This is a genomic window from Streptomyces sp. NPDC047049, assembly GCF_040643995.1.
Lineage (GTDB): Bacteria > Actinomycetota > Actinomycetes > Streptomycetales > Streptomycetaceae > Streptomyces > Streptomyces mooreae.
This window is the reverse complement of the sequence record NZ_JBEYVM010000004.1, coordinates 445574-467387: the sequence shown is the minus strand read 5'-3', so window position 1 is coordinate 467387 and position 21814 is coordinate 445574. Positions and strand designations below refer to the sequence as shown.

Below are 21814 nucleotides of genomic sequence, written 5' to 3'. Positions count from 1 at the left end.
TGAATTGGGTTGCGATTGTGTCCCGAAGGTGACCTTGTTTTCCCGATGTCCCTTAGATTGTGATCGCTGGTGGGGAGTTGGGGGGAGGTGAACCGATGAGGCAGGGGAAGCAGCCGGGCGCCGCGGCGCCGGTGCGCGGCATCGCCGCACTGGCCTGCTGGGCGCTGCTGCTGGTGGTGCTGCTGCCGGTGCTGATCCTGCGGTCGCTGGACGCCCGCCTCGGTGCCGCGCTCGTCGTGCAGTGCGTGGTGGTGCTGCACACCGGTGGGGCGCTGGCCCGGGTGCTGACGGATGTCCGGGCCCGGGTGATCGCCTTCGGCTTCTGGCTCTTCGCGTATGTCTGGCTGGGTCTCGCACCGCTGGCCATGCTCGCGACGGATGCGTATCCGCGGGGGTTCATGGTCGACGCGAACACCGCGTTCCTGACAACGGCCGTGGTGGAGACGGGACTTCTGGCCTACAGCGCGGGCTCGGCGCTGGCGTCCTGGCGGTCGTCGCGCTCCTCCGCGGTCCTCGAACCGCTCCTGGCCCGCCGGCTGTCGCCGGTGCGCGTGCTGCTGCTGGGCGGCCTGGCGCTGCTGCTGGCCGTCGTGCTCATTCCCGGCCAGGGCGGGGTATCGGCGTTCTTCCTGAGCCGGCAGGCGGCCAACGAGGCGGCGGCAGCGGCGCAGCCGGCCGCATCCGCGGACCGCGCCATGGCGGCCTGGGCGCTGTCGGTACCGGCGTTCTGGGCGCTGGTGGCGCTGGTGCACGTACCACGGTTCTCCGAGGGCGACCGGACGCTGCGCGGATTACGGTGGCTGCTGCTGCCGCTGCTGATCGCGGTGAACGTCGTGGTCAACAACCCCATCAGCCAGCCGCGTTTCTGGGCCGGGACGGTCCTGCTGGCGCTGGTCTTCAGCGCGTCCTGGCTGCGGGGGCCGCGCGCCTTCCGCTTCGGTGCGGCGGCCGTGGCGGCGGTGGTGCTGGTGGTCTTCCCGTACAGCGACTACTTCCGCTACGACAAGCGGGAACCGGTCCATGTGGTCTCGCTCGCCGAGCAGTTCACCGGCAACGGCGACTATGACGCGTTCCAGCAGATCGAGACGGGTGTGGACTACGTCCGTACCCACGGCTTCACCCCGACGGCGGCGCTGGGCCCGCCGCTCTTCTTCGTGCCGCGCGCCGTATGGTCCGGCAAGCCCGACGACGCAGGTATCCTGCTCGCCCGGCACGCGGGCTACACCTTCACCAATCTGTCCGCGCCACTGTGGGTCGAGACCTATATGTGGGCCGGTTTCCCGTCGGTCATCGCGGTCTTCGGCCTGGTCGGTGCGGTGGGGCGGCGCATCGACCTCCTCCGGCACCGGCTGCGGCGGCGCCGGGGCACCCTCGCGGCGCTAGTGGTGCCCGCCTTCGGCTTCTACCAGCTGGTGCTGCTGCGCGGCAGTCTGATGGCCATCGTGGGCCCGCTGGCGCTGCTGGTGTGCATCCCCCTACTGATCACCCGTAAGGCGGGACGGCGGGCCCTGCCGCCGGCCGCGCAGGAGACCGCGGGCGCACCGGCGTCCCCGGCACACCGCGTCACCTCACCTCAACCCACAGGAGGAGCACGTACGTGAGCGTCTTCGACGAGCCCGCGGAGGAGCCGGACCAGATCCGCGACCAGCTGCGCCAGCTCCTCCGCTATCGCGCTTTGCTGGTGCTCGGGCTGGTGCTGGGCATGCTCGGCGGCGCCGCCGTGTCCCTGCTGGGCGGCTCGACGTACACCGCGACGGGTGAGGTGGTGGTGCATGCGATCAGCACGGCGCCCTTCGAGGCCGGCGGTGTCTCGGTGGACAAGCAGATCAGCATGGGCACCGAGCGGCAGATCGCCCAGAGCGCGTCGGTCGCGGCCGGTGCGGCCAAGGCCCTCAAGCTGGATGCCGACCCGGCCACGCTCCAGCGCGATCTGCGGGTGAGCAATCCGCCCGAGACCCAGACCCTGATGTTCGAGTACAGCGCGGACTCCGCCGACCGGGCGTCCGCGCGGGTCAACGCCTTTGTGCATGCGTACCTCGACTACCGTCAGGACGCCGCGACCCAGCGGATCGACAAGACCGTCAGCAAGCTCGGTGAGGAACTGAAGCCGCTCCAGGAGCAGCGCAAGGTGCTGGACCGGCGGATCGCGGGGGCGAGCGGTTCGGGCCGGGCCACCGACGAGTCCGAGCGCAGCAACCTGGTGTCGGAGATAGCGGATCTGCAGGGCCGGATCTCCAGTCTGAAGTCCCTCGACACCACGCCCGGCGACATCGTCCGCAAGGGTGACCCGCCCGCCTTCCCGTCCAGCCCCGGTCTCGTCGTGCTGCTGCTGGCGGGCGCCGTGATCGGGCTGGTGCTGGGCATCCTGGCGGCCTGGGTCCGCTCGGTGCTGGAACCGCGGGTCCGGTCGGTGGCGGATGTGCAGGACAACCTGCGGGCGCCGGTGCTCGGCATCCTGCCGCGCCGGCAAGGGGGAACGGAGCTGCTGGAGGTCGGCCGGAGCGGGCGCGGCAACCGCGCGGAGGCCTACCGCACGATCGCCTTCCGGCTGGTGCACGACCAGCGGTTCGCCGGGCGGGGCAGTCTGCTGATCGTCGCCCCCCGGGAGAACGCGGACGCCGTGTCGGTCGCCGTCAACCTGGCCGGTGCGTTCGCCGAGATCGGCAACGACATCCTGCTGGTCGAGGCCGATCTGCGCACCCCCCGGCTCGCCCAGCGGCTGCCGGTGCACCCCGGCCACGGCCGTCCGGTGCCGGGCAGCTGGGCGGACGGCGAACGGCTCGCCGTGGACGCGGGCGTCGACGGGCGGTTCGATCTGCTGCCCGGCCGGGAGGTCCCCAACCCGGCGCGCACGCTGTCCTCTCCGCAGTTCGCCCGGCTGCTCAACACGCCGTCGGGGCCGAACGAGAACGTCGTGGTCATCACGGGACCGCTGCTGTCGCATGCGGACGGGCTGGCCGTCGCCAAGCAGGCCGCGGGCGTCGTGGTGGTCTGCGATATGAACGAGGTCCGCCGGGACGACCTGGACCGGGTGTGGGAGCTGATCACCACGGCCGGCGGGCACATCCTGGGCGCCGTCCTGGACAAGGGCGGCCACGGGCCGTCGCTGCGCCGGCTGGCGGACGGCGGGCCCACGCACCGCAAGCGCGGCCGCAGCCGCGGCCGCGCCGCCGTGGTGGCACCGCCGCCTCCGCTGCCCGGCCCGCCGCCGGCCGCCGCCGGCCCCGCGCCGGTGGGCAGCGGGCCCCTGGACGCCGACACCACCTCGCTGCGCAGGTGACGGCCATCCTCCCGGCGGACTCCGGCCGGCCCGCGCCGACGGCTCCCGGACCGGCCGCGGGCGGCGGGCGCGGGGTCGCCACGACCGCCCGCGGCAGTCTCTTCGGCCTGGCGGGCTCGGCGGCGAACGCGCTGTTCGGGTTCGTCCTCGTCGCCGTCGTCACCCACGGGCTCGGGGCCCGCGGGGCCGGCGCGGTCTTCACCGGCGTCGCGGCCTTCACCATCCTGAGCAATACGCTCAAGCTGGGGGCCGACACCGCCCTGGTGCGCTTCGTCTCCCGGGACCTCGAACTCAGCGGCGGGGGCGGGGTGCCGGGGCTGCTGCGCCTCTCGGTGCTGCCGACGCTGCTGGCGAGCACCGCGGGGGCGGCGGCGCTGCTGTTCTCGCCGGGGACGGCCGGCCTGCTGCTGCCCGATCTGCCACCGGGAGAGGCCGCCTCGCTGATCCGGCTGTTCGCGGTGTTCCTGCCGGTGACGACGGTGGCGTTGGTACTGCTCGGGGCCACCCGCGGGTACGGCTCGGTGGTCCCGTTCGTGGGCGTCGAGCAGATCGGCAAGCCGGCGCTGCGGGTCCTCCTCGCGGTGCCGCTGGTCCTCCTCGCGCCGAGTGTGACCGCGCTCTCGGCGGCCTGGCTGGTGCCGGGGGTGCTGGGACTGGTGGCCGCCTGCGTCTCGCTGCGCAGGTCCCGGCGTACGCATCCGGGCACCGGCCGGCCACCGCCGCGGGCACGGGAGTTCTGGGCCTTCGCCGGTCCGCGGGCCGTCTCGTCGGTGTTCGACATCACCGCGGCGTGGACCGGGGTGATCCTGCTGTCGGCGCTGGGCACCGCCGCCGAGGCCGGCGTGTACACCGCGATCGGGCGGCTGGTCACCGCGGGGACGCTGCTCCAACTGGCGATCCGGCTGGCGGTGGCCCCGCAGATCAGCCGGCTGCTCGCGGGCGGCGACGCGCCCGGCGCGCACCATCTGCACCGGCTGTCGACGCGCTGGATCGCGCTCTTCTCCTGGCCCGTGTTCCTGGTCCTCGCCGCCTACCCGCGGACCGTGCTGTCGCTCTTCGGACCCGGCTTCTCCGGTGGCGCGCCGGGCCTGGTGGTGCTGGCGGCCGCCTGTCTGGTGAACGTCGGCGTGGGCAACGCGCAGACGGTCATCCTGATGGCCGGGAGGAGTGTCTGGAATCTGGCTGTTGCCGGCGGCGCGTTCGTAGTGCAACTGGGCAGTGCCGTATGGCTGGTTCCGCGGTACGGGGTGCTGGGGGCGGCGGTCTCCTGGGGCCTGGCGATCGTGGTGGACAACGGCGCCTCGGCGCTGCTGGCCCGCTACCGGCTGGGCTTTCGCACCGTCGACCGCGGCTATGCGGGTGCCGCGCTGGTCGGCGTCGTTGCGGTGGCGCTCCCGGTGTTCGCCATGCGGACAATTCTCGGGGACAGCGTCCCTGGCGCGTTCTTGGGAATTGTTTTGTCCATTGGGGCTTTCGGGGCAGCCGTCTGGCGCTATCGTTTGCCGCTGGGGGTAGGGGAGTTCTTCGGTGCGCTGCGCAAGCGTGGTTCGGAAAACTCGCGGTGAACACCGGGCTCATTTCCGCACAGAAATCGTCTCGTTCCCGCTTCCTCCCCCGACAATTCCCATCGCGCCATGCTTCCAGGGGGGACCTGTGCGCCAAAGAAACAGAACCATCCATCTCGTGCTCGCGGCCGCGGTACTGGGTACCGCGTCCACGGCACTGACCGCCGGTCCCGCTCAGGCCACCGGTGAATCCACACTGACCGCCGATCCGCTGAGCACCTGGCAGACCGACGGCATCGTGTGGGCCATGGCCTACGCCAAGGGCATCGTGTACGTAGGAGGCACTTTCAGCCACATTCGGCCGCCGGGTGCGGCCCAGGGCACCGATGAGGTCGCCCGGACGAACTTCGCGGCCTTCGACGCGAAGACCGGCCGGCCGCTGCCGTGCGCCCCGGCGTTCACCGGCGGCACGGGCACCATCCGGGCCATGAAGGCCTCGCCGGACGGCTCGAAGATCTACATCGGCGGCTCCTTCGGCAAGGCCGGCCCGGTGGGGCGGTCCAACACGGCCGCCCTCAACACCGCCGACTGCACCATCGGGGCGGACTGGAAGCCCACGGTCAGCTCGACCGTACGGGCCATCGACGTCACCGACGACACCGTCTACCTCGGCGGTGGCTTCGGCACCGTCCAGGGGCAGACCCGCGAGCGGGTCGCCGCCCTGCGGCCCGACAGCACCCTGCTGCCGTTCAAGGCGACGATCCGGGGTTCCTCGGTCGGCAACGACCCCACCCCGGCGGTCAACGCCCTCACGGTCGCCCCCGCGCTCAACAAGATCATCATCGGCGGCCGGTTCACCTCGGTGAACGGGAGCCTGTTCGGCGTGCACGCGCTGGCCGGACTGGACGCGACCACCGGCAAGGTCGTCGACTCCTTCACCGGCTGGATCCCCAGCCGGTCGGCAGTCAAGTCGCTCGTCAACGACGGCACCAACTTCTACCTGGGTGCCGAGGGCACCGGCGGCGGGGTCTTCGACGGGCGGGCGGCCGGACGGCTGTCCGACGGCTCGCAGCTGTGGAAGGACACCTGCCTGGGCGCCACCCAGGCGGTGCTGCCGTACAAGGGCGTGCTCTACAGCGGGTCGCACGCGCACGACTGCTCCAACACCCCGGGCGGCTTCACGGACATCAACAACCGCCAGCACTTCCTGGCGCAGTCGATCTCCGACAAGACGATCCTGCCGTGGTTCCCGGACACCAACGACGGGATCGGCGAGCAGATCGGCCCGCGGGCGCTGACCATGGCGGACGGGATCCTGTGGGCGGGCGGCGAGTTCACCACCGTCAACGACGCACCGCAGCAGGGCCTGACCCGGTTCGCGGCGGCGCCGGACACCGGGGCGCCGCAGGTGCCGCTGCTCAGCGGTTCCAGCGGCTCGCGCGGAAAGATCACGCTGAACTGGAAGGCATCCTGGGACCGGGACAACGGCGTCCTGACCTACAAGATCTACCGTGACGGCACGTACCTGACCTCGCTCAACCAGGACTCGCGCTACTGGAACCGGCCCAACATGAGCTTCACGGACACCGTGGAGCCCGGGTCCCAGCACCGTTACTCGATCGAGGTCACCGACGGCACCAACGTCTCGGGACGCAATGGCCCGGTCTATGTGACCGCCAGGAACTGACCGCAGGTCACGTGGGGGTAATCAAGTGGGGGGTAAATGACGCACCGAGTAGGTTACGCACCCGGGGTCTACGACCTTTTCCACGTCGGACACCTGAATATTCTCCGGCATGCCAAGAGCCAGTGCGACTATCTGGTGGCCGGAGTGGTGTCGGACGAAATGGCGACGCAGGCCAAGGGGAAGGCACCGGTCATTCCGCTCACCGAGCGGCTGGAGATCGTGCGCAGTGTCCGGTTCGTGGACGCGGCGTTCGTCGAGACGGTGCCCGACAAATTGGAGACCTGGCAGCAGGTGCGGTTCGACGTCCTCTTCAAGGGCGACGACTGGCGGGGGACTCCCAAGGGCGACAAGCTCGAGCGGGATTTCGCGACGGTCGGGGTCGATGTGATCTATTTCCCCTACACCGTGCACACGTCGAGTTCCTTGTTGCGCAAGGTGCTCGACGGGCTTGCGCATCCGGCCTGAACCCGCCTGGTTGACCCCCGCCGCACCCGGGCAGCCCGCCCGGGTGCGCTGTCCGTCCCCGGCCGTCAGCGGCCGGGGACGGACAACTCGCGGTACCACTTGACCAGGAACGCCACCATGAAGAGCACATGGGCAACGAGCAGGCAGCAGTACAGCGCCGTGAACAGGTCCCGGCTGCCGAACAGCAGGAACATCGCGCAGAAGACCCCGTAGTCGACCGGGAGCAGGGCGACGGAGCGCAGCGTGGAGGCCGGTGCGGGTGCGGGTCCGTTCCCGTCGCTCTTCTGCCGTGCGGCGCGCCGGAGTTGTTCGGTGAGGATGCCGCCGAAGAAGACCACCACCGCGGCGAACTGGAAGACGACGGGAAGGAGCAGAGCGCGAGGGTCGGAGAATCCGAAGTAGCGGTAGAACGAGACCAGCACGGCCATGTGGACCGCCAGCATCTTCGCGCAGTCGACCACATGGTCCAGCCACTCCCCCGCGGCGCTGCCGGTCCGGGTCAGCCGGGCGAGCTGTCCGTCGGCGGAGTCGAGGGCGAAGCCGATGACCAGGGCCGCGAATATACCGGCCGCCACGGCGAAAGAGGGCCGCAGCGTCGCAATCATGACCACGCCGGCAAAGGTGAACACCGCACTGATCAAGGTGATTTGATTGGGTGTCAATTTCAGGGTGTAGCCCGCGGCAGCTAACACCCGGCCGGCCGGCCGGTTCACATAACGCGAGTACAGGGACACTCCCTTCGAGGATTTCTGGGCGGCCGACAGCTGTCTGATCGCATATCCGAACTGGCTCATGTCCCCCACCTGATGAATGGACCCCCGAAGGAGCAACATCATGGCAGGCAGAACCTCCCCGTCAACCGGTGGTGCCACCCGCCGGTCCGTGCTGGCGGGATCGGCCGCCGCGCTGGCAGCGGCCCTCACCGGGTGTGACGACTCCTCGCCGCCCCCTGCCACCCGGCAGTCGACCGACGATGCCAAGGTGCCCCCGGTCACCGGTCACAAGCCCAAGGGCAAGGACGTCATCGACGTGGTGGCGGATTGCGGCGCGAAGGGCGACGGGCGCACCGACGACAGCCGGGCGTTCGCCCGCGCCTACGCGTACGCGGCGGGCCGGGTGTGGGACCACATAGGCCGGACCGTGATCGATGTGCCGGCCGGGACCTATCTGATCCGCTCCCCCAACGCCCTGCTCAACGCCCAGGGGGGAAAGCTCAAGGCCAACGGCTTGCGGTTCCGCGGGGCCGGCAAGCGCATGACCCAGCTGCTCTTCGCGCCGCGGCAGGCCGAGAACTCCTATCTGTGCCGCAACGAGGACAGCTGGGCGAATGTGATGTTCGAGCAGATCGGCTTCGCCGCCGTCACCCCCGGTGCCTCGTTCTTCTACTCCTACTCGACCGGGCAGGCGCAGGACTACCGCTTCACCGAGTGCGAGTGGACCGGCGAATGGACCTACGGCGTCGCCCTCGACGGCAGCAACACCAACTCGGAGATGCGCTGGGACGCCTGCCGGGTGGGCGGCGCCTACCGCAAGGCGTTCCTGTACTCCGGACTGTCCCAGAAGTCGCTGAGCCGGCCGCAGCAGGACCAGTTCCTGAACTACTGGTTCAACGACATGAAGGTCGAGTACGCCTGGGGCAACTTCCTGGAGTTCCCCTACGGCGGCTCCATCACCTGCCGCGGCGGCTCCTACATCGTCACCGGCCGCCGTCCCGACGACTCCGGCGAATACGGGCACACCAGCACCTTCTTCCGCTTTCCGCGCGGTCCGCACCACGACTCCGTACAGCGCTTCCACGCCGAGGACATCCGCTTCGAGGTGCGCGACCCGGACACCGTCGTGATCGACTGCGCCTGGGACAGCGGGACGGTGCACTTCAACGACTGCGACGACACCGCCCAGGCGTTCAAGTCCTTTGCCCAGGAAAGCAGTCCGCACCGCTATCGCATCGGCGCCCAGGGCCCGCTGGTGCGCTACGACTCCTGCCAGCTGTCCGGGCAGCACGCCTACGAGGCGGAGAGCGGCGGGCCCGGCGCCCGGGCCCGCTACGACATGTGCCGCCTGCGCAACCACTCCCAGCAGGACTTCATCAAGGGCGCCGGCGACCGGGTGTCGTTCGTCGACTGCCTGGGGTCCTGAGCGGGCCGGCGGCGGTGGCGGGCGGCGGGCGCGGCGCGGGGCCCGTGCGGCAGGCGCCCCGGCTGCCGACGGTGATCAACGGCACACGTACTGGCCAGTAGCATTCTCCCGGCGCGGGCCTAGAGTGAGGGCCGAATGGCGCCGCCGGGCACCCGGCGGCGGCCCCGCCCTCCGAGCCGACCAGGGAGACTGCATGCGCTCTCCGAAGGACTTCTTCCGCCCGCTGGCCGTCGGGGCGCCGACCCCGGTACGCGAGGTACCGTTCCGGCCGTCCCGGATGATCCATTTCTTCGATCCGGGCAACGAGAAGATGGCCGCGAAGGTGCCGGCCATCGCGCCCACCGTGGACGTCCTGCTCGGCAACCTGGAGGACGCGGTCGCCGCCGACCGCAAGGAAGCCGCCAGGTCCGGTCTGGTGAAAATCGCCAAGGCCACGGAGTTCGGCGACACCCAGCTGTGGACGCGCGTCAACAGCCTGGACTCGCCCTGGGCGCTGGACGATCTGCTGACCCTGGTCACCGAGATCGGCGACAAGCTGGACGTGATCATGGTGCCCAAGGTCGAGGGCGCCGAGGACATCCACTACGTCGACCGGCTGCTGGCGCAGCTGGAGGCGAAGGCACAGGTCCGGCGGCCGATCCTGGTGCACGCCATCCTGGAGACCGCCACCGGCGTCGCCAACGTCGAGGAGATCGCCGGCGCCAGCCCCCGGATGCAGGGCATCTCGCTCGGCCCCGCCGACCTCGCCGCCAGCCGCCGGATGAAGACCACCCGGGTCGGCGGCGGCCACCCCGGATACCTGGTGCGGGAGGACCCGCACGGCACGGACGGTGCCGCGCCGCGGGCCACCTTCCAGCAGGACCTGTGGCACTACACCCTCGCGCGGATGGTCGACGCCTGTGCGGCGCACGGCATCCTGCCGTACTACGGCCCGTTCGGCGACATCAAGGACACCACCGCCTGCGAGGACCAGTTCCGCAACGCTTTCCTGCTCGGCTGCGTCGGCGCGTGGAGCCTGCACCCGGTGCAGATCGGCATCGCCAAGAAGGTCTTCTCGCCCGCTCCCGCCGATGTGGCCTGGGCCCGCCGGGTCATCGAGGCGATGGGCGACGGCACCGGTGCGGTGATGATCGACGGCAAGATGCAGGACGACGCCACGTACAAGCAGTGCCAGGTGGTCGCCGAGCTCGCCGACGCCCTCGCCGCCCGTGACCCCGAGCTGCGCGACGCCTACGCCGCGGCCGAAAAGGAGTAAGACCCGTGTCCGACGCGATCCTGCGGCCGCGCCGCTCCGTGCTCTACATGCCCGGCGCCAACGAACGCGCGCTGGAGAAGGCCAAGTCCCTGCCCGCCGACGCGCTGATCCTCGATCTGGAGGACGCCGTCGCCCCCGATGCCAAGGCCGACGCCCGGATGCGGGTCGCGGCGGCCGCGGCCTCCGGCGAGTACGGCTACCGCGAGGTGACCATCCGGGTCAACGCGCCCGGCACCGCCTGGCACGCCGACGACCTGCGGGCCGCCGCCGAGGCCGGTCCGGACGCGGTGGTGGTGCCCAAGGTGGAGTCCGCCGAGACCGTGCGGGAGGTCGAGCGCGCCCTGGAGGCCGCCGGCGCTCCGGACCACACCGCCCTGTGGGCCATGGTCGAGACGCCGCGCGCCATGCTCGACGCCCGTGCGGTGGCCGCGGCCGGCGAGCGGCTGACCGTGCTGGTGATGGGCACCAACGACCTGGCCAAGGAGCTGCACGCCGAACACGTCCCCGGCCGCGCGCCACTGCTGACCGGCCTGTCGCTGGCGCTGCTGGCGGCCCGTGAGAGCGGCAAGGTGATCCTGGACGGCGTGTACAACGACGTGAAGAACCCCGAGGGGTTCGAGGCGGAGTGCGTCCAGGGGCGGCAGTTCGGCTTCGACGGGAAGACGCTCATCCATCCGTCCCAGCTCGAGCCCTGCAACCGGGTGTTCGCCCCGTCGGCGGAACAGATCGCCCGCTCCCGGAAGATCATCGACGCGTTCGACGAGGCCACCCGCGAGGGACGCGGGGTCGTCACCGTCGACGGCCGGCTGATCGAGAACCTGCACGTCGAGGACGCCCGCCGGATCCTCGCCCTCGCCGAAGCGCTCGACGGGCGCGGGTAGGTCCGTGCCGTCCGCGGCCGTCCAGGGCCGTATCGGTGAATCCCATAATCGGACAGGGTGAACATGTGAGGCGGGCCGTTGCTCCTGCTAGGTGGATGCGGGGATCCGGGTTACCAACGTCCGGGGACCATCAATGAGGTGCAGGAGCACACTGTGAAGAACATGGCACGCGTCAATTTCGTGATGGCAGGAGCCTGCGGCCTGCTCCTGTCCGCAGGCGGATTCGCGCCCACCCTGGCGTGGGCCGGATCCGGCGGCGACGGGGTCTCGAACAGCAACACCATCGCCCGCTTCGACGCCAGGTTCAACTGCGGGCACCGGGCCAGGCTCTGCATCAACGGGCCGGTGCTCAGCGGAAACCCCGGGCGTTCGCAGAACGTCTATGTCTCCGGCTCCAACAGCAACAGCGGCAGCCCGAAGAACTCCCAGGGAAACACCAACGACGACAGCGGCGGCACCACCGGCGCAGCGAAGAAGTCCAGCAACAACATGCAGCACGTCGGCCACCACGGCACCCAGAAGCTGTGACGGCACTCTGATTCCCGCCCCGCCGGCCCCGGCGCTCTTGGGCCGGCGAGGTGCCGGAAGCGGAAGCGACGATCGCCCGGCGGATGTCCGCCGGGCGATCGTGTGACGCTCCGGGGCGTGACGGGTCGCGCCGGGTCGTGCCGGGCCCGTCAGCGCCTTCTTGTCCCGGTCAGTGGACCAGGAGTTTGAGGATCCGCTGCACGTTGTTGCCGCTCCCCGAGGAAGCACCGGCGACGGAGTTGGCGCCGTTGGTGGTTCCGTTGGTGTTGGAGAGATTGCCGCTGTTGTTCGGGTTTCCGTGGTTGATGAAGTTGCCGCTGTTGAGGCTGTTGCCGCTGTTCACCGGCCCGTTGATACAGGCGTGGGGCGAGGCGAGCACCGGCGACTTGTAGTGGACCTGGCCGAGACGGTTGTTGCAGACCACGCCTTGGACCGTGCCGGTCACGGTGCCGACATCGGCGTCCGCCACCGCCGAGAGCAGGGAGTCCGGGATGCTCACCGCCTGGGCGACTCCGGTGCCGAGCAGCACCAGCCCGCACGCCCCGACCATGCTTCCCGCCCGCATCATTCTTCTCACGTCGCTCCTCGCCGCTTCGTCCTTCTGCTGCCAGACGTATCGTGCTGCCGTTGCCGTCCCGCGGCCCCCTTCAACCCGCGGGGAGTCAAACGCCCGTCGGCCACAATCAGCCGGGTGGCCCAACCGTGCGCGGCCGGCCGCCCGGGGAAGGCGGCCCCGTCCGGCGCCCGGTCCGCGGAGCGGCGGCGCGGCCGGGCCGCCCTTCAGGTGGTGCTGTGCGGGTGGCAGGCCGTGGCCGAGCGGGGCGGCCACGTCTGGGGGTCGAGGATGCCCAGGACATAGGCGCGGGCGACGAGGGCGGGGCGGGTCGGGGCATCCAGGAGGTCGCGCAGACGGCTGAGGTGGTAGTCGACGGTCTGCCGGGAGAGGTGCAGCGAGGTGGCGATCTCCGCGTTGCTGCAGCCGGCGGCCAGCAGGGACAGGATGCGGACCTGACTGGCCGTCAGCTGAGGGTGTGCTTCATGGGCGAGCCCCTGGTGGGTGACGACCGCCCAGACGCTGGTGGCACGGTGCGCGTTCCGGCCGACCGTCGTCAGGTGCAGCCGGGCGCGACGCTGCCGGCCGCGGGCGTCCTGGAACACGGCAGAGGTCTGGATCCGCCGGCTGCGGCGGGCTATCAGATCGTGCCAGCTGCGCCGCAGCGCGCCTAACTCCGGGGCGGGCGCCAGCACGGTGTGCGCACGGCGGCCGACGAGATCCGACAGCCGGGTCTGCAGCAGCTCGGCGGCCGCGGCGCTCGCCTGCTGGATCCGCCCGCCCGCGGAGATCAGGGCGCAGGCCAGGCCGCTGTGATCGCGCAGTGCGTGCAGGTTCTCCTCGGCCTCCCGTCGCTGACGCAGGGCGCGGGTGTAGTCGCTGATGTCGACGTAGATGCCCGCGACACAGGTCTGGCCCCCTTCCCTGACGGGGAAGCGGTGGCCGACCGCCTGCCCGCTGGTGCCGTCGGAGCGGTGGTAGGTGAGGGTGTGCCGCACGGGCTTGCCGCGGGCGAGTACTTCCCGGTCCAGGGCGAGGACCTGCGGGGAGTCGGCGGGGCCGTCGATGTCCGCGACGGACGCGCCGATGACGTGCTCCGGTGTGGTCCCGTACAGATGGGCATAGGCGTGGTTGGCCCAGAGGTAGCGGCCTTCCGCGTTCCGGATGAAGGCCGCGGCGGGGGCGAGGTCCGCGAAGGCGTCGTAGCGGCGGACGCCGGGGGTCCGCGGGGCCACCTCCACCGCCAGCCCGCGGGAGCGGCCCTGCCGGGGCACGCCGAGGGGCCAGTTCACATCGAAGACACGACCGTCGAACTGGGCCTGCCAATGGCTGGATTCGGGTGCCGCGGCGGGCTCGGGGAGCTCTCTTCGCACCGTGTCGAGGAAGCGCTGGGCCGTCACCGTGTCGTCGAAGGCGCCACCGCCGCTGTCGATCACGCGCAGCTCACGATCGGCCTCCCACCAGGACACCGGAAGGTGTTCGAGCAGCGACTTCAAACTGGTCTCGTCCACGACGGGCCCCTTTTGTGGTGAAGAGTTCAACGGTTTTGGACGGCGCGCCACCGGCATGCGTATCCCTCAGCGCTGCGCGGCATGCCCGGTTCTCGGCCGATCTGGCGGCGTCCGCGCACCTCCAGGGCGCTGCGCACGCCATACGGCATCACGGAACCTTCACCGATGATCAACGGTATCCACAACTCTGGCATTTGCCTGAGCGGTTGCGGCCCGATGCGGGGAACGGTGTGCCGCATGGCTGCTTCGCTTGAAGCATGGCGTCCGGATGTGAGAGTCGGGCGTCCCCGGCCGTTTCGAAGGCCCCTACCACCCGTATGAAGAGGAGTCGGATTCCAGTGAGCAAGGTGCTGTTCGTGTATGCCAAGGGCGGTCCGCCCTTGGGGTACGCCCTGTCACGGGTCGCCGCACGGTCGGCAGTGCACCTGCTGGCACTCAGCGCGCTCCCGCCCACCGTGGCCGCGTCCGCTGACCGGCTGTGCGCCTCGGTGCTGAGCCCTTCCGAACCCGAACGGCAAGACCTGGTGTCGCTGATCGTCTCCCGGGCCCAGGCGGTCGGTGCGGACGCGGTCGTCACCTTCTCCGAGTACGCGGTCGTCGCGGTCGCCGAGGCCTGCGAGAAGCTCGGCCTCGCCGGTGCGGGCAACTCCTGCGCCCTCGCCCGCGACAAGCGCATGATGCGGCGCACCTGGCAGGACCAGGGCATATCCCAGCCCCGGTTCCGTCCCGTCGCCACCGAGCAGGATCTGCACGACGCGGCTGCCGCGCTCCGTTTCCCCCTGCTGCTCAAGGCCGCCTGGAGCGCCGGCTCCACCGCCCACCGGATCATCCGCCACGCCGACGAGGTACCGGCGGCCTGGGAGCGGGCCCGGGAGGTGATGGCCGAATCCGCGCAACTGGGGTACGCCGAACTCCATGTGGCCGGTGCCGGGGCGGACTTCCTCGTGGAGGAGATCGTCCAGGGCACCGCGTCGGAGTGGTTCGACCAGGAGGGCTGGGGCGACTACGTCAGCGTCGAAGGCGTCGTGGTGGACGGCGACTTCCGCCCGGTGTGCCTGAGCGGCCGGATGCCGACGGTGGAGCCGTTCACCGAGCGGGCCGGGATCACTCCCGCCGCGCTGCCGCACGACGCCCAGCGGCGCATCGTGGCCCTCGCGCGCGACGCCGTCGACGCGCTGGGGCTGCGCAACTGCGGTACGCACACCGAGATCAAGCTCGGTGCCGACGGGCGGATGTGGGTGATCGAGACCGCCGCCCGGTTCGGCGGGGCGATGACCGTCCCGCAGATCGAGGAGGTCTTCGGCCTGGACCTGATCGGCATGCTCACCGACCACCTGCTGGGGCGTCCGGTCACCTGGCCCGACGGGGCCCGTACCCCGCAGGAGGCGCAGGGCGCGGCCGGCTCGCTGGTTGTCCTGGCCGTCGACGGCGAGGGGGAGGCCTGGCCGGACCGGCGTATCTGGGACTTCCCGACCGTGCGCGAGGCGGTGCCGGTCAGCGCGGGCAGCCGGCTGTCCGTGGTGGCCGAGAACTCGCTGCCGGACGGGACGCTGGTACCGGTGTACGACCCGGCCGCGGGCGCCAACACCATGGCGGCGCTGTGCCTGCTGTCCGCCGCCGACCCGGAGACCGTGATCCGCGACTTCCGGACCCTGGTGGACGCCCTCCCCCACGTCCTCCCCCACGGCCCCGCGGAGGCGCAGTCATGACCACCACCGTCCTGCCTTCCGGCGCGCCGGGCCCGGTCACCGATCGCACCGTCATCGGCGAGAACCTGTCCCTGCCGCTCTTCCGCACCCTCTCCGGCGTCCTCGCCGGCCACCCCTACCTCAAGGTCGTGGTGGACCGCATCGAGAACACCTGGCACCTGCTCGACACCGCGGCCCACCCGTTCCACGTCAACTACATCGCCACCCGGGTGCTCGGCATGGAGCTGGCCGACCTGGACTCCTGCCTGGACGCGTTCAACGCCTCGGTCTACATGGATCCCGAGCGCCGCTTCCTGCTGGGTGTGCTCTCGCTGCACACCGACGAGGACACCGAGGGCCGGGAGCGGCCCTTCCTCGTCCTGGAGACGACCGAGGCCGACACCATGAACGGCCAGCTGCTGGAGGAGTTCTACACGTTCGTCCGCCACCGGGTCGACGGCCGGCTGCCGCTGCTGCTCAAGCCCGCGAACCACGGGCAGGAGCACGAACTCGCCGCCATCAGCGATGTCCATGTGCCCCGGATCCTGGGCCATGAGCTCTTCGGCAACCGCACCCGTACCCCGCTCAACCCCGGCGAGGCGGTCGGGCGGCTGCGCTACTTCCGGACCCAGGAGGAGTACGCGGCCGCCGCCGGCGGGCTCGGCTGGTCCGACATCGTGGCCATGGCGTCCCTGCCGGACGATGTGCCGCGGGTGGCGGGCTTCCTCAACACCGCGCCCGGTACACCGCTCTCCCACACCAATGTCCTCGCCTCCGGCTGGGGCATCCCCAACGCGATCGTCCGCGACCTGGACCGCCTCGTCGAGGCGGACGACCTGGACGGCGCCTGGATCCGCTACCGGGTGCAGGACGACGAGATCAGCCTCGTCCCGCTGGGCCATGCCCCGGCGCTGGAGGCCCCGGCCTGGCACCAGCAGCGGATCCGGATGGAACCGCCCCTGCTGGAGGACGTGCCCGCGCTGTTCCTGCACCGGCTGCGCCGCGCCGACCAGGACCGGTACGGCACCAAGGCGGCCAGCCTCGGGGAGCTCCATCACGTCCTCGACAGCCGCTCCGCCGACCTCACCGCCTTCTACGGGCAGCCGAGGCCGCCCCGTGCCGACCTCTACGGCCACCTCGCGGCCCGCCTGGGCGCCCCGGACGCGACGCCCGCCGAACTGCGGGACCTGGCCGCGGACTTCGTGGCCGGTACCGTCGCGGCGCCCGACGGCATCGCCCTTCCCTTCGCCCTGCAGCACCGCTTCCTGACGTCCTCGCCGGCCGTCCAGCAGGGCCTGGGCAAGCTGAAGATGGCCCTCGAACTCGACGCCGTCGACGTCCTGGACGCGCTCTGTCTGCATCTGCAGCAGCTCATCCGCAACACCCCCATGCCCGACGAGGTGACCCGGCAGATCACCCAGGCGCTGCCCGACGGCCCCGACGCCGGGGGCCGTCTCGTGGTGCGCTCCTCGTCCAATGCCGAGGACCTGCCCGGGTTCTCCGCGGCCGGGGTCTACGACTCGGTCAGCACCGTCCACGGCGCGGACGAACTCCTCGACGCGGTACGCCAGGTGTGGGCCTCCCTGCTGTCGCCGCGCAGTGTCCGGCTGCGCCACCAGGCGGGCATCTCCCTCGACGACACCTACATGGGCGTGATCATCCAGCGGTATGTGCCGGCGGAGCTCGGCGGGGTGCTGGTGACCTGCAACCCGACCCGGCGCACGGACTTCCGCAATGTCTACGTCAACTGCTCCCCCGGTTCGCCCGAGACGGTCGTCGACGGCACGACGCTGCCGCTGCAGTACCTGTACAACACGGTCGAGGGCGGCGGCCGCACCGTCGCGCTCGGTTCGACCGGCAAGGACCTGCCCGTCGGCACCCGGGAGAAGCTGGCCCGGCTGGCCCTGACCGGGCGGCTGCTCCAGTCGCACTTCAGCGACGGTGACGTGGACCATCCGCTCGACATCGAGTGGCTGATGACCGATCAGGGGGACTTCCGCCTGGTCCAGATCCGCCCCTACGCGCTGTGATCCGCCCGTTCGCCGGCCTGCGGGCGGCCCGTGGTCCCCGGGCCTCCGGGGCGTCCCTGACGCCCCGGGCCCGCCGGATCATCCGGCTCAACAACGGCTTCCAGCTGCTGTTCAACCTGTTGTGGTGGATGCCCGTCTTCTACGCCTACCAGCGGGAGGCGGGGCTCTCCGACGGGCAGATCTTCGGCATCCAGAGCATCTACTACATCGCGTTCTGCCTCTTCGAGATCCCGACCGGGATCGTGGCCGACCGGATCGGTGCCCGCAACTGTCTGCGGGCCGGTGCCGTCGTGATGACCGCGGCGAACCTGGCCACGGTCCTCGCCCCCAGCTACACCGGCTTCCTGGTGCACTTCCTGGCCATCGCCGCGGGCCGCTCGCTGACCTCGGGCGCCGCCAGCGCCTATCTCTACGACGGCCTGGCGGCCGAGGGCGCGGGAGAGCACTATCTGAAGGCCGAGGGGCAGGCGCGGGCGCTGGGGCTGGCCGCGAAGGTGCTGTGCTGGCCGCTGGTCGGTCCGTTGATGGCCCTCGCGCATCCCACGCCGTACGTGCTGAGCGCCGCGAGCGCGGCGGGCTCGCTGGTGTGCGCTGTGGTGCTGCCGCGGCAGGCGGCGCCGGCCGGCCGAGCCGAGGCGAAGGCGGCGTCGCGCGGCGGGCTCGTGTTTCTGCGCGATGCCGCCACGGCGCTGCGCTGTGTGTGGGCCACGCCCTGGCTCGCGCTGCTGATGGTGCAGGGCGTGGCGGTCTTCACGCTCTCGCGGATCTGCCAGGTGAACCTCTTCCAGCCGGTGCTGATGGATCACGGCATCCCGGAGGGGTCGCACGGCGGGGTGCTGGCCGCCATGACCGTCGCGGAGGCGGTGGCCTCGGCCCGTCCGCAGTGGCTGGGCTCGCGGCTGTCGCCGGTGGCGTGGGTCTCGCTGCTCAGCCTCGCGATGGCGGCCGCGCTGGCGGGCAGCACCCTCGGCGGGCCCTGGACCGTGGTCGCCCTGCTGTGCGTGTTCGCCGCGGTCACCGGGTTCGCCTATCCGCTCCAGCGCAAGCTGGTGAACGACGCGATTCCGGCGGGTGCGCCACGGGCCACCCTGCTGTCCGTCGAGAGCATCGTGGACCGGGCGGTGTGCGCGCTGGCGGCCGTGGCGGCGGGCGCCTATCTCTCCGCGGGCCGGCTGGACGCCCTGCTGTGGCACAGCGCGGTGGTGACCGGCGTGGTGATGCTGGTGCTGCAGCTGGTGCTGCGGCGTGCCCCGGGACGGCCGCGGAAGCAGCCGGCGCCGGACCCGGTTCCGGAGCTGGTCACCACAGCAGGAAACCCCTGAGCCGCACCGTCATACTGGGGACGTGCGGGGTACGGATACCGGGCGCTACGGCGAAGGTCTGTTCCGCCCGGAGGAGACCGGCGAGGCCGGTCGTATCGACCTGGGAGCGCTCGCCTACGACGAGGTGAGCGCCGCCCGGCTGACGGCGTTGGGGGCCGGTCCCGGCTGGAACTGCCTGGACGTGGGCGCGGGAACCGGCACCCTCGCACGGTGGCTGCTGGAGTCGGCCGGCGTCACGACGGTCCTCGCGGTGGACCGTGACACCCGGTTCCTCACCGCGGCCGGGATACCGGGCCTGACGACGCTGGACGCCGACATCACCGCCCCGGACTTCGGTCCCGGCCGGTTCCGGCTGGTGCACGCGCGGTTCGTGCTGATGCATCTGCGCTCGTGGCGCCGCATGATCGCCAAGCTGGTCTCGCTGGTCGCGCCCGACGGCGTACTGGTGCTCAGCGACGCCGTGGACCTGACGAGCGCCACCGCGCCGGGCACGCCGTACACCACGGTGATGCGGGCGATGTGGCAGGCGCTGCGGGAGAGCATCGGTACGGACATCTCCTGGGTGCCGGACTACCCGCAGCTCCTGCACGAGGAGGGGCTGTTCCACGTGGCCGCCGAGATCCACGTTCCCCCGTTGGTGCCGGACAGCGCGATCAGCCGCTTCTGGGCCGATACGTGGGGCCGTTCACGGGACGCCATGCTGGCGACGGGCCGGGTGGACGAGGCGCAGATCGAGCGGGCGGTGCAGGATTTGTCCTCGCCACGGTGCGCCGGCCTCTCGCCCGGAATGCTCACGGCTTGGGGGTGGAAGACCGAGGAGGCCGCCCGGGGCCGTCCCTGCTGACCGGGCGCGGCGCCCCTGATCGCTGCCGCGCCCGGCCCCGGGAAAGGGTGGTGCACCGCCGTCCCGGGCGGTGACGTTCAGCGCGCCTTGGGGAGTTGCTGGGTGGAGCAGTGGATGCCGCCGCCGCCCTCGCCGAGGTTGTCGACGGGCACGGGCACCACCTTCCGCCCCGGGTAGAGCTCCCTCAGGGTGGCCGCGGCAGCGCCGTCGGCCTTCCGGTCGCCGAAGCGGGGCATGATGACCGCTCCGTTGGCCACGTAGTAGTTCGCGTAGCAGGCCAAGAAGTCCTTCCCCCGGCGCCCGGTATCGGCCGGCTCGAAGAGTTCGACGACTTCGAGCCGCCTGCCCCGGGCGTCGACGGCGTGCTCCAGGATACTGCGGGCCTGTTCGTAGGCGCCGGTGAAGTCGTCGCGGGGGGCCTGGGGCGCCGGGGTGCTCAGGACCACGACGCCCGGTTCACAGAACCGGGCCAGCGCATCGATGTGATAGTCCGTGATGTCCTTGCCCTTGACGCCCTTCACCCAGATCACCGTGGTGGCGCCGAACAGGTCCTTGAGCGCCCGCTCGATGTCGTTGCGGGACTTGCCGGGGTTTCGGTTGTCGTTGACCAGCGAGCTCTCGGTCACCATCAGAGTCCCGTGCCCGTCACCCTCCACGGCCCCGCCCTCGGCGGTGATCGGTGCCGCGATCCGCGTGATCCGCTCGTCGTCCAGGACCGCGCGGGCCACCCGGCTGTCACGGCCGTGGGCCTGCTTGCGGCCCCAGCCGTTGAAGTGGAGGTCGACGCCGGCGATGCCGTCGGGCCCGAGGACGAAGACCGGTCCGCTGTCCCGCATCCACAGGTCGTCCACCGGGACCGGGACGACCTCCACCCCGGACCCGCACGCCCGCCGGGCCGCCGGCACCTCCCGCTCGTTGGCCAGGAGCCACACCGGCTCGAACTCGGCGATGGTCCGGGCGATACGGGCGATGTCGTCGCGTACGCCGCTGACGTCCGGCCCCCAGATGGAGCGGGTGGGCCACGCCATGTAGGTCGACTCGTGCGGATGGGCCTCGTCGGGCAGCCGCCATCCGCCGGCCGGCCCGGCGCCCGCGGGCACAGCCCGCTCACCGCGCGGCGCCGGCCCGCCGCCGTCCTGGCCACCACAGGCGCCCAGGGCCCCGCTCACGGCGGCGACGACCGCCGCTTGCAGTGTCTGACGTCGGGATATGTCCATGCCCAGCCCCCTGACTGAAATTTTGGTCAGGACGATCGTAGGGCATGATCGGAGCCGAGCCACCTCGATTCCTCGGACCGCGGGAGCATGCGATGCCGGACAGGCCCACCCAGATCCTCGAAGCCGCCGCCCGGCTGATCGCCCGGCGCGGCGTCCGCGGGCTGCGCGTCGAGGAGGTGTCCGCGGAGGCCGGCGTCTCGACCGCATTGATCTACTACCACTTCAAGGACCGCGGCGGACTGCTGCGCCGCACCCTGGAGTTCATCAACCAGCGCGCGGTCCGCTACACCGACGCCGCCCTCGACCTCTCCGACGATCCCCGTACCCAGCTCACCGAGATCCTGCTGCGGGAACTGCAGGACGTGCCCCACGTCAGGGAGAACAGCGCGGCGTGGGGCGAACTGCGCGCCACCGCCGTCTTCGACCCGGACCTGCGGGAACTGCTGGCCACCGCGACCTGCGAGTGGAACGACGACCTCGCCGAACTGATACTCCGGGCCCAGGCCGCCGACCCGGCGCTCGCCCGCACCGATCCGCACGCGGCGGCCGAACGGCTCACCGCCCTGGTCGAGGGCGTGAGCGAGCGCTGGCTGAGCGGTACCACCTCGCTCCGGCGGGCGCACGAGCTGATCCGTGGCGCCGTCGAGGCGGAGCTCCGGGTGGGCTAGGGCGGTCGGGCCCGCGCTCTGTGAACTCCGGCGGACCGGAGGCGGTTCCGTTCGCCCCGCCCGGCCCCGCGGCCCCCACGGCCTGCGGGGCCGGGCTCTTCTTCATGGTGGGGCGCCATAGCGGAGGAAATAAGCGCTTCGGTCAATAAGAGGACATCGACGACTGTTTTCGGTCGGATTCCGCTACGTGACGCTCTGTACACGACCGTCCGGCCGCCCCGCGCAGCCGTCACAGAATCCC

The 21814-nt window shown here is 71.2% G+C and carries 18 protein-coding genes; 14 read left to right on the top strand and 4 right to left on the bottom strand.

Annotated elements, in window-relative coordinates:
• Nucleotides 1-95 precede the first annotated feature (95 nt).
• The 5 genes from ABZ851_RS13545 to ABZ851_RS13525 all read left to right on the top strand — a co-directional run bounded on the left by ABZ851_RS13545 (nt 96) and on the right by ABZ851_RS13525 (nt 6937).
• Nucleotides 96-1601, top strand: a complete 1506-nt coding sequence (locus ABZ851_RS13545) for a hypothetical protein (protein WP_361125761.1) — start codon at nt 96-98, stop codon at nt 1599-1601.
• Nucleotides 1598-3280 carry a lipopolysaccharide biosynthesis protein gene (locus ABZ851_RS13540; protein ID WP_361125759.1) on the top strand — a complete coding sequence of 561 codons (1683 nt, stop codon included), beginning with the start codon at nt 1598-1600 and terminating at the stop codon, nt 3278-3280. Before ABZ851_RS13545 ends, ABZ851_RS13540 begins: the two co-directional genes overlap by 4 nt.
• Nucleotides 3277-4845 (top strand): oligosaccharide flippase family protein, encoded by a 1569-nt coding sequence (locus ABZ851_RS13535; protein WP_361125756.1) that lies wholly within the window; start codon nt 3277-3279, stop codon nt 4843-4845. Before ABZ851_RS13540 ends, ABZ851_RS13535 begins: the two co-directional genes overlap by 4 nt.
• Nucleotides 4846-4963: 118 nt before the next feature.
• Nucleotides 4964-6472 carry a fibronectin type III domain-containing protein gene (locus ABZ851_RS13530; protein ID WP_361125753.1) on the top strand — a complete coding sequence of 503 codons (1509 nt, stop codon included), beginning with the start codon at nt 4964-4966 and terminating at the stop codon, nt 6470-6472.
• 36 nt (nt 6473-6508) lie between these two features.
• Nucleotides 6509-6937 (top strand): adenylyltransferase/cytidyltransferase family protein, encoded by a 429-nt coding sequence (locus ABZ851_RS13525; RefSeq protein ID WP_088801562.1) that lies wholly within the window; start codon nt 6509-6511, stop codon nt 6935-6937.
• 65 nt (nt 6938-7002) lie between these two features.
• On the opposite strand, the gene ABZ851_RS13520 is transcribed toward ABZ851_RS13525, so the two are convergent.
• A complete protein-coding gene (locus tag ABZ851_RS13520; RefSeq protein WP_361125748.1) occupies nt 7003-7731 on the bottom strand; it encodes a CDP-alcohol phosphatidyltransferase family protein in 729 nt (242 codons plus the stop codon).
• Nucleotides 7732-7771: 40 nt separating this feature from the next.
• On the opposite strand from ABZ851_RS13520, the gene ABZ851_RS13515 reads away from it, so the two are divergent.
• From ABZ851_RS13515 to ABZ851_RS13500, 4 genes are all read left to right on the top strand, one after another.
• Nucleotides 7772-9076: a glycosyl hydrolase family 28-related protein gene (locus ABZ851_RS13515; protein ID WP_361125745.1), complete on the top strand. Its 1305-nt coding sequence runs from the start codon at nt 7772-7774 to the stop codon at nt 9074-9076.
• A 193-nt stretch (nt 9077-9269) separates the two neighbouring features.
• Complete coding sequence (locus tag ABZ851_RS13510) at nt 9270-10331, top strand: CoA ester lyase (RefSeq protein WP_361125742.1); 1062 nt, start codon at nt 9270-9272, stop codon at nt 10329-10331.
• Nucleotides 10332-10336: 5 nt separating this feature from the next.
• The gene (locus ABZ851_RS13505; protein WP_361125739.1) at nt 10337-11212 is read left to right on the top strand and encodes a CoA ester lyase; all 876 of its coding nucleotides are present in this window, start codon (nt 10337-10339) and stop codon (nt 11210-11212) included.
• A 162-nt stretch (nt 11213-11374) separates the two neighbouring features.
• A complete protein-coding gene (locus ABZ851_RS13500; RefSeq protein ID WP_361125736.1) occupies nt 11375-11740 on the top strand; it encodes a hypothetical protein in 366 nt (121 codons plus the stop codon).
• 169 nt (nt 11741-11909) lie between these two features.
• Here the strand turns inward: ABZ851_RS13500 and ABZ851_RS13495 are convergent, their stop codons facing one another.
• Together ABZ851_RS13495 and ABZ851_RS13490 are read right to left on the bottom strand one after the other, a co-directional pair.
• Complete coding sequence (locus tag ABZ851_RS13495) at nt 11910-12305, bottom strand: hypothetical protein (RefSeq protein ID WP_361126243.1); 396 nt, start codon at nt 12303-12305, stop codon at nt 11910-11912.
• A 215-nt stretch (nt 12306-12520) separates the two neighbouring features.
• Nucleotides 12521-13804, bottom strand: a complete 1284-nt coding sequence (locus ABZ851_RS13490; protein ID WP_361125733.1) for a PAS domain S-box protein — start codon at nt 13802-13804, stop codon at nt 12521-12523.
• A 338-nt stretch (nt 13805-14142) separates the two neighbouring features.
• Here ABZ851_RS13490 and ABZ851_RS13485 point away from each other — a divergent pair, with 338 nt between their 5' ends.
• The 4 genes from ABZ851_RS13485 to ABZ851_RS13470 are packed head-to-tail and all read left to right on the top strand — an operon-like array spanning nt 14143 to nt 19688.
• Nucleotides 14143-15513 carry an ATP-grasp domain-containing protein gene (locus tag ABZ851_RS13485; protein ID WP_361125730.1) on the top strand — a complete coding sequence of 457 codons (1371 nt, stop codon included), beginning with the start codon at nt 14143-14145 and terminating at the stop codon, nt 15511-15513.
• On the top strand, nt 15510-17522 hold the full coding sequence (locus ABZ851_RS13480) for a PEP/pyruvate-binding domain-containing protein (RefSeq protein ID WP_361125727.1): 2013 nt from the start codon (nt 15510-15512) through the stop codon (nt 17520-17522). The genes ABZ851_RS13485 and ABZ851_RS13480 overlap by 4 nt, the downstream gene beginning before the upstream one ends.
• Entirely contained in the window at nt 17519-18844 is a 1326-nt protein-coding gene (locus ABZ851_RS13475; RefSeq protein WP_361125724.1) for an MFS transporter, read from the top strand. Before ABZ851_RS13480 ends, ABZ851_RS13475 begins: the two co-directional genes overlap by 4 nt.
• Nucleotides 18845-18866: 22 nt before the next feature.
• A complete protein-coding gene (locus ABZ851_RS13470; protein ID WP_361125721.1) occupies nt 18867-19688 on the top strand; it encodes a class I SAM-dependent methyltransferase in 822 nt (273 codons plus the stop codon).
• A 77-nt stretch (nt 19689-19765) separates the two neighbouring features.
• Here the strand turns inward: ABZ851_RS13470 and ABZ851_RS13465 are convergent, their stop codons facing one another.
• Nucleotides 19766-20905: an agmatine deiminase family protein gene (locus ABZ851_RS13465; RefSeq protein WP_361125718.1), complete on the bottom strand. Its 1140-nt coding sequence runs from the start codon at nt 20903-20905 to the stop codon at nt 19766-19768.
• Nucleotides 20906-20997: 92 nt separating this feature from the next.
• Here ABZ851_RS13465 and ABZ851_RS13460 point away from each other — a divergent pair, with 92 nt between their 5' ends.
• Nucleotides 20998-21573, top strand: a complete 576-nt coding sequence (locus ABZ851_RS13460) for a TetR/AcrR family transcriptional regulator (protein ID WP_361125715.1) — start codon at nt 20998-21000, stop codon at nt 21571-21573.
• Nucleotides 21574-21814: the final 241 nt, after the last annotated feature.

Coding starts and splice junctions, on each gene's coding strand:
- ABZ851_RS13545 (WP_361125761.1), top strand. CDS start 96: ATGAGGCAGGGGAAGCAGCCGGGCGCCGCGGCGCCGGTGCGCGGCATC.
- ABZ851_RS13525 (WP_088801562.1), top strand. CDS start 6,509: ATGACGCACCGAGTAGGTTACGCACCCGGGGTCTACGACCTTTTCCAC.
- ABZ851_RS13520 (WP_361125748.1), bottom strand. CDS start 7,731: ATGAGCCAGTTCGGATATGCGATCAGACAGCTGTCGGCCGCCCAGAAA.
- ABZ851_RS13515 (WP_361125745.1), top strand. CDS start 7,772: ATGGCAGGCAGAACCTCCCCGTCAACCGGTGGTGCCACCCGCCGGTCC.
- ABZ851_RS13510 (WP_361125742.1), top strand. CDS start 9,270: ATGCGCTCTCCGAAGGACTTCTTCCGCCCGCTGGCCGTCGGGGCGCCG.
- ABZ851_RS13500 (WP_361125736.1), top strand. CDS start 11,375: ATGGCACGCGTCAATTTCGTGATGGCAGGAGCCTGCGGCCTGCTCCTG.
- ABZ851_RS13495 (WP_361126243.1), bottom strand. CDS start 12,305: ATGCGGGCGGGAAGCATGGTCGGGGCGTGCGGGCTGGTGCTGCTCGGC.
- ABZ851_RS13480 (WP_361125727.1), top strand. CDS start 15,510: ATGACCACCACCGTCCTGCCTTCCGGCGCGCCGGGCCCGGTCACCGAT.
- ABZ851_RS13465 (WP_361125718.1), bottom strand. CDS start 20,905: ATGGACATATCCCGACGTCAGACACTGCAAGCGGCGGTCGTCGCCGCC.
- ABZ851_RS13460 (WP_361125715.1), top strand. CDS start 20,998: ATGCCGGACAGGCCCACCCAGATCCTCGAAGCCGCCGCCCGGCTGATC.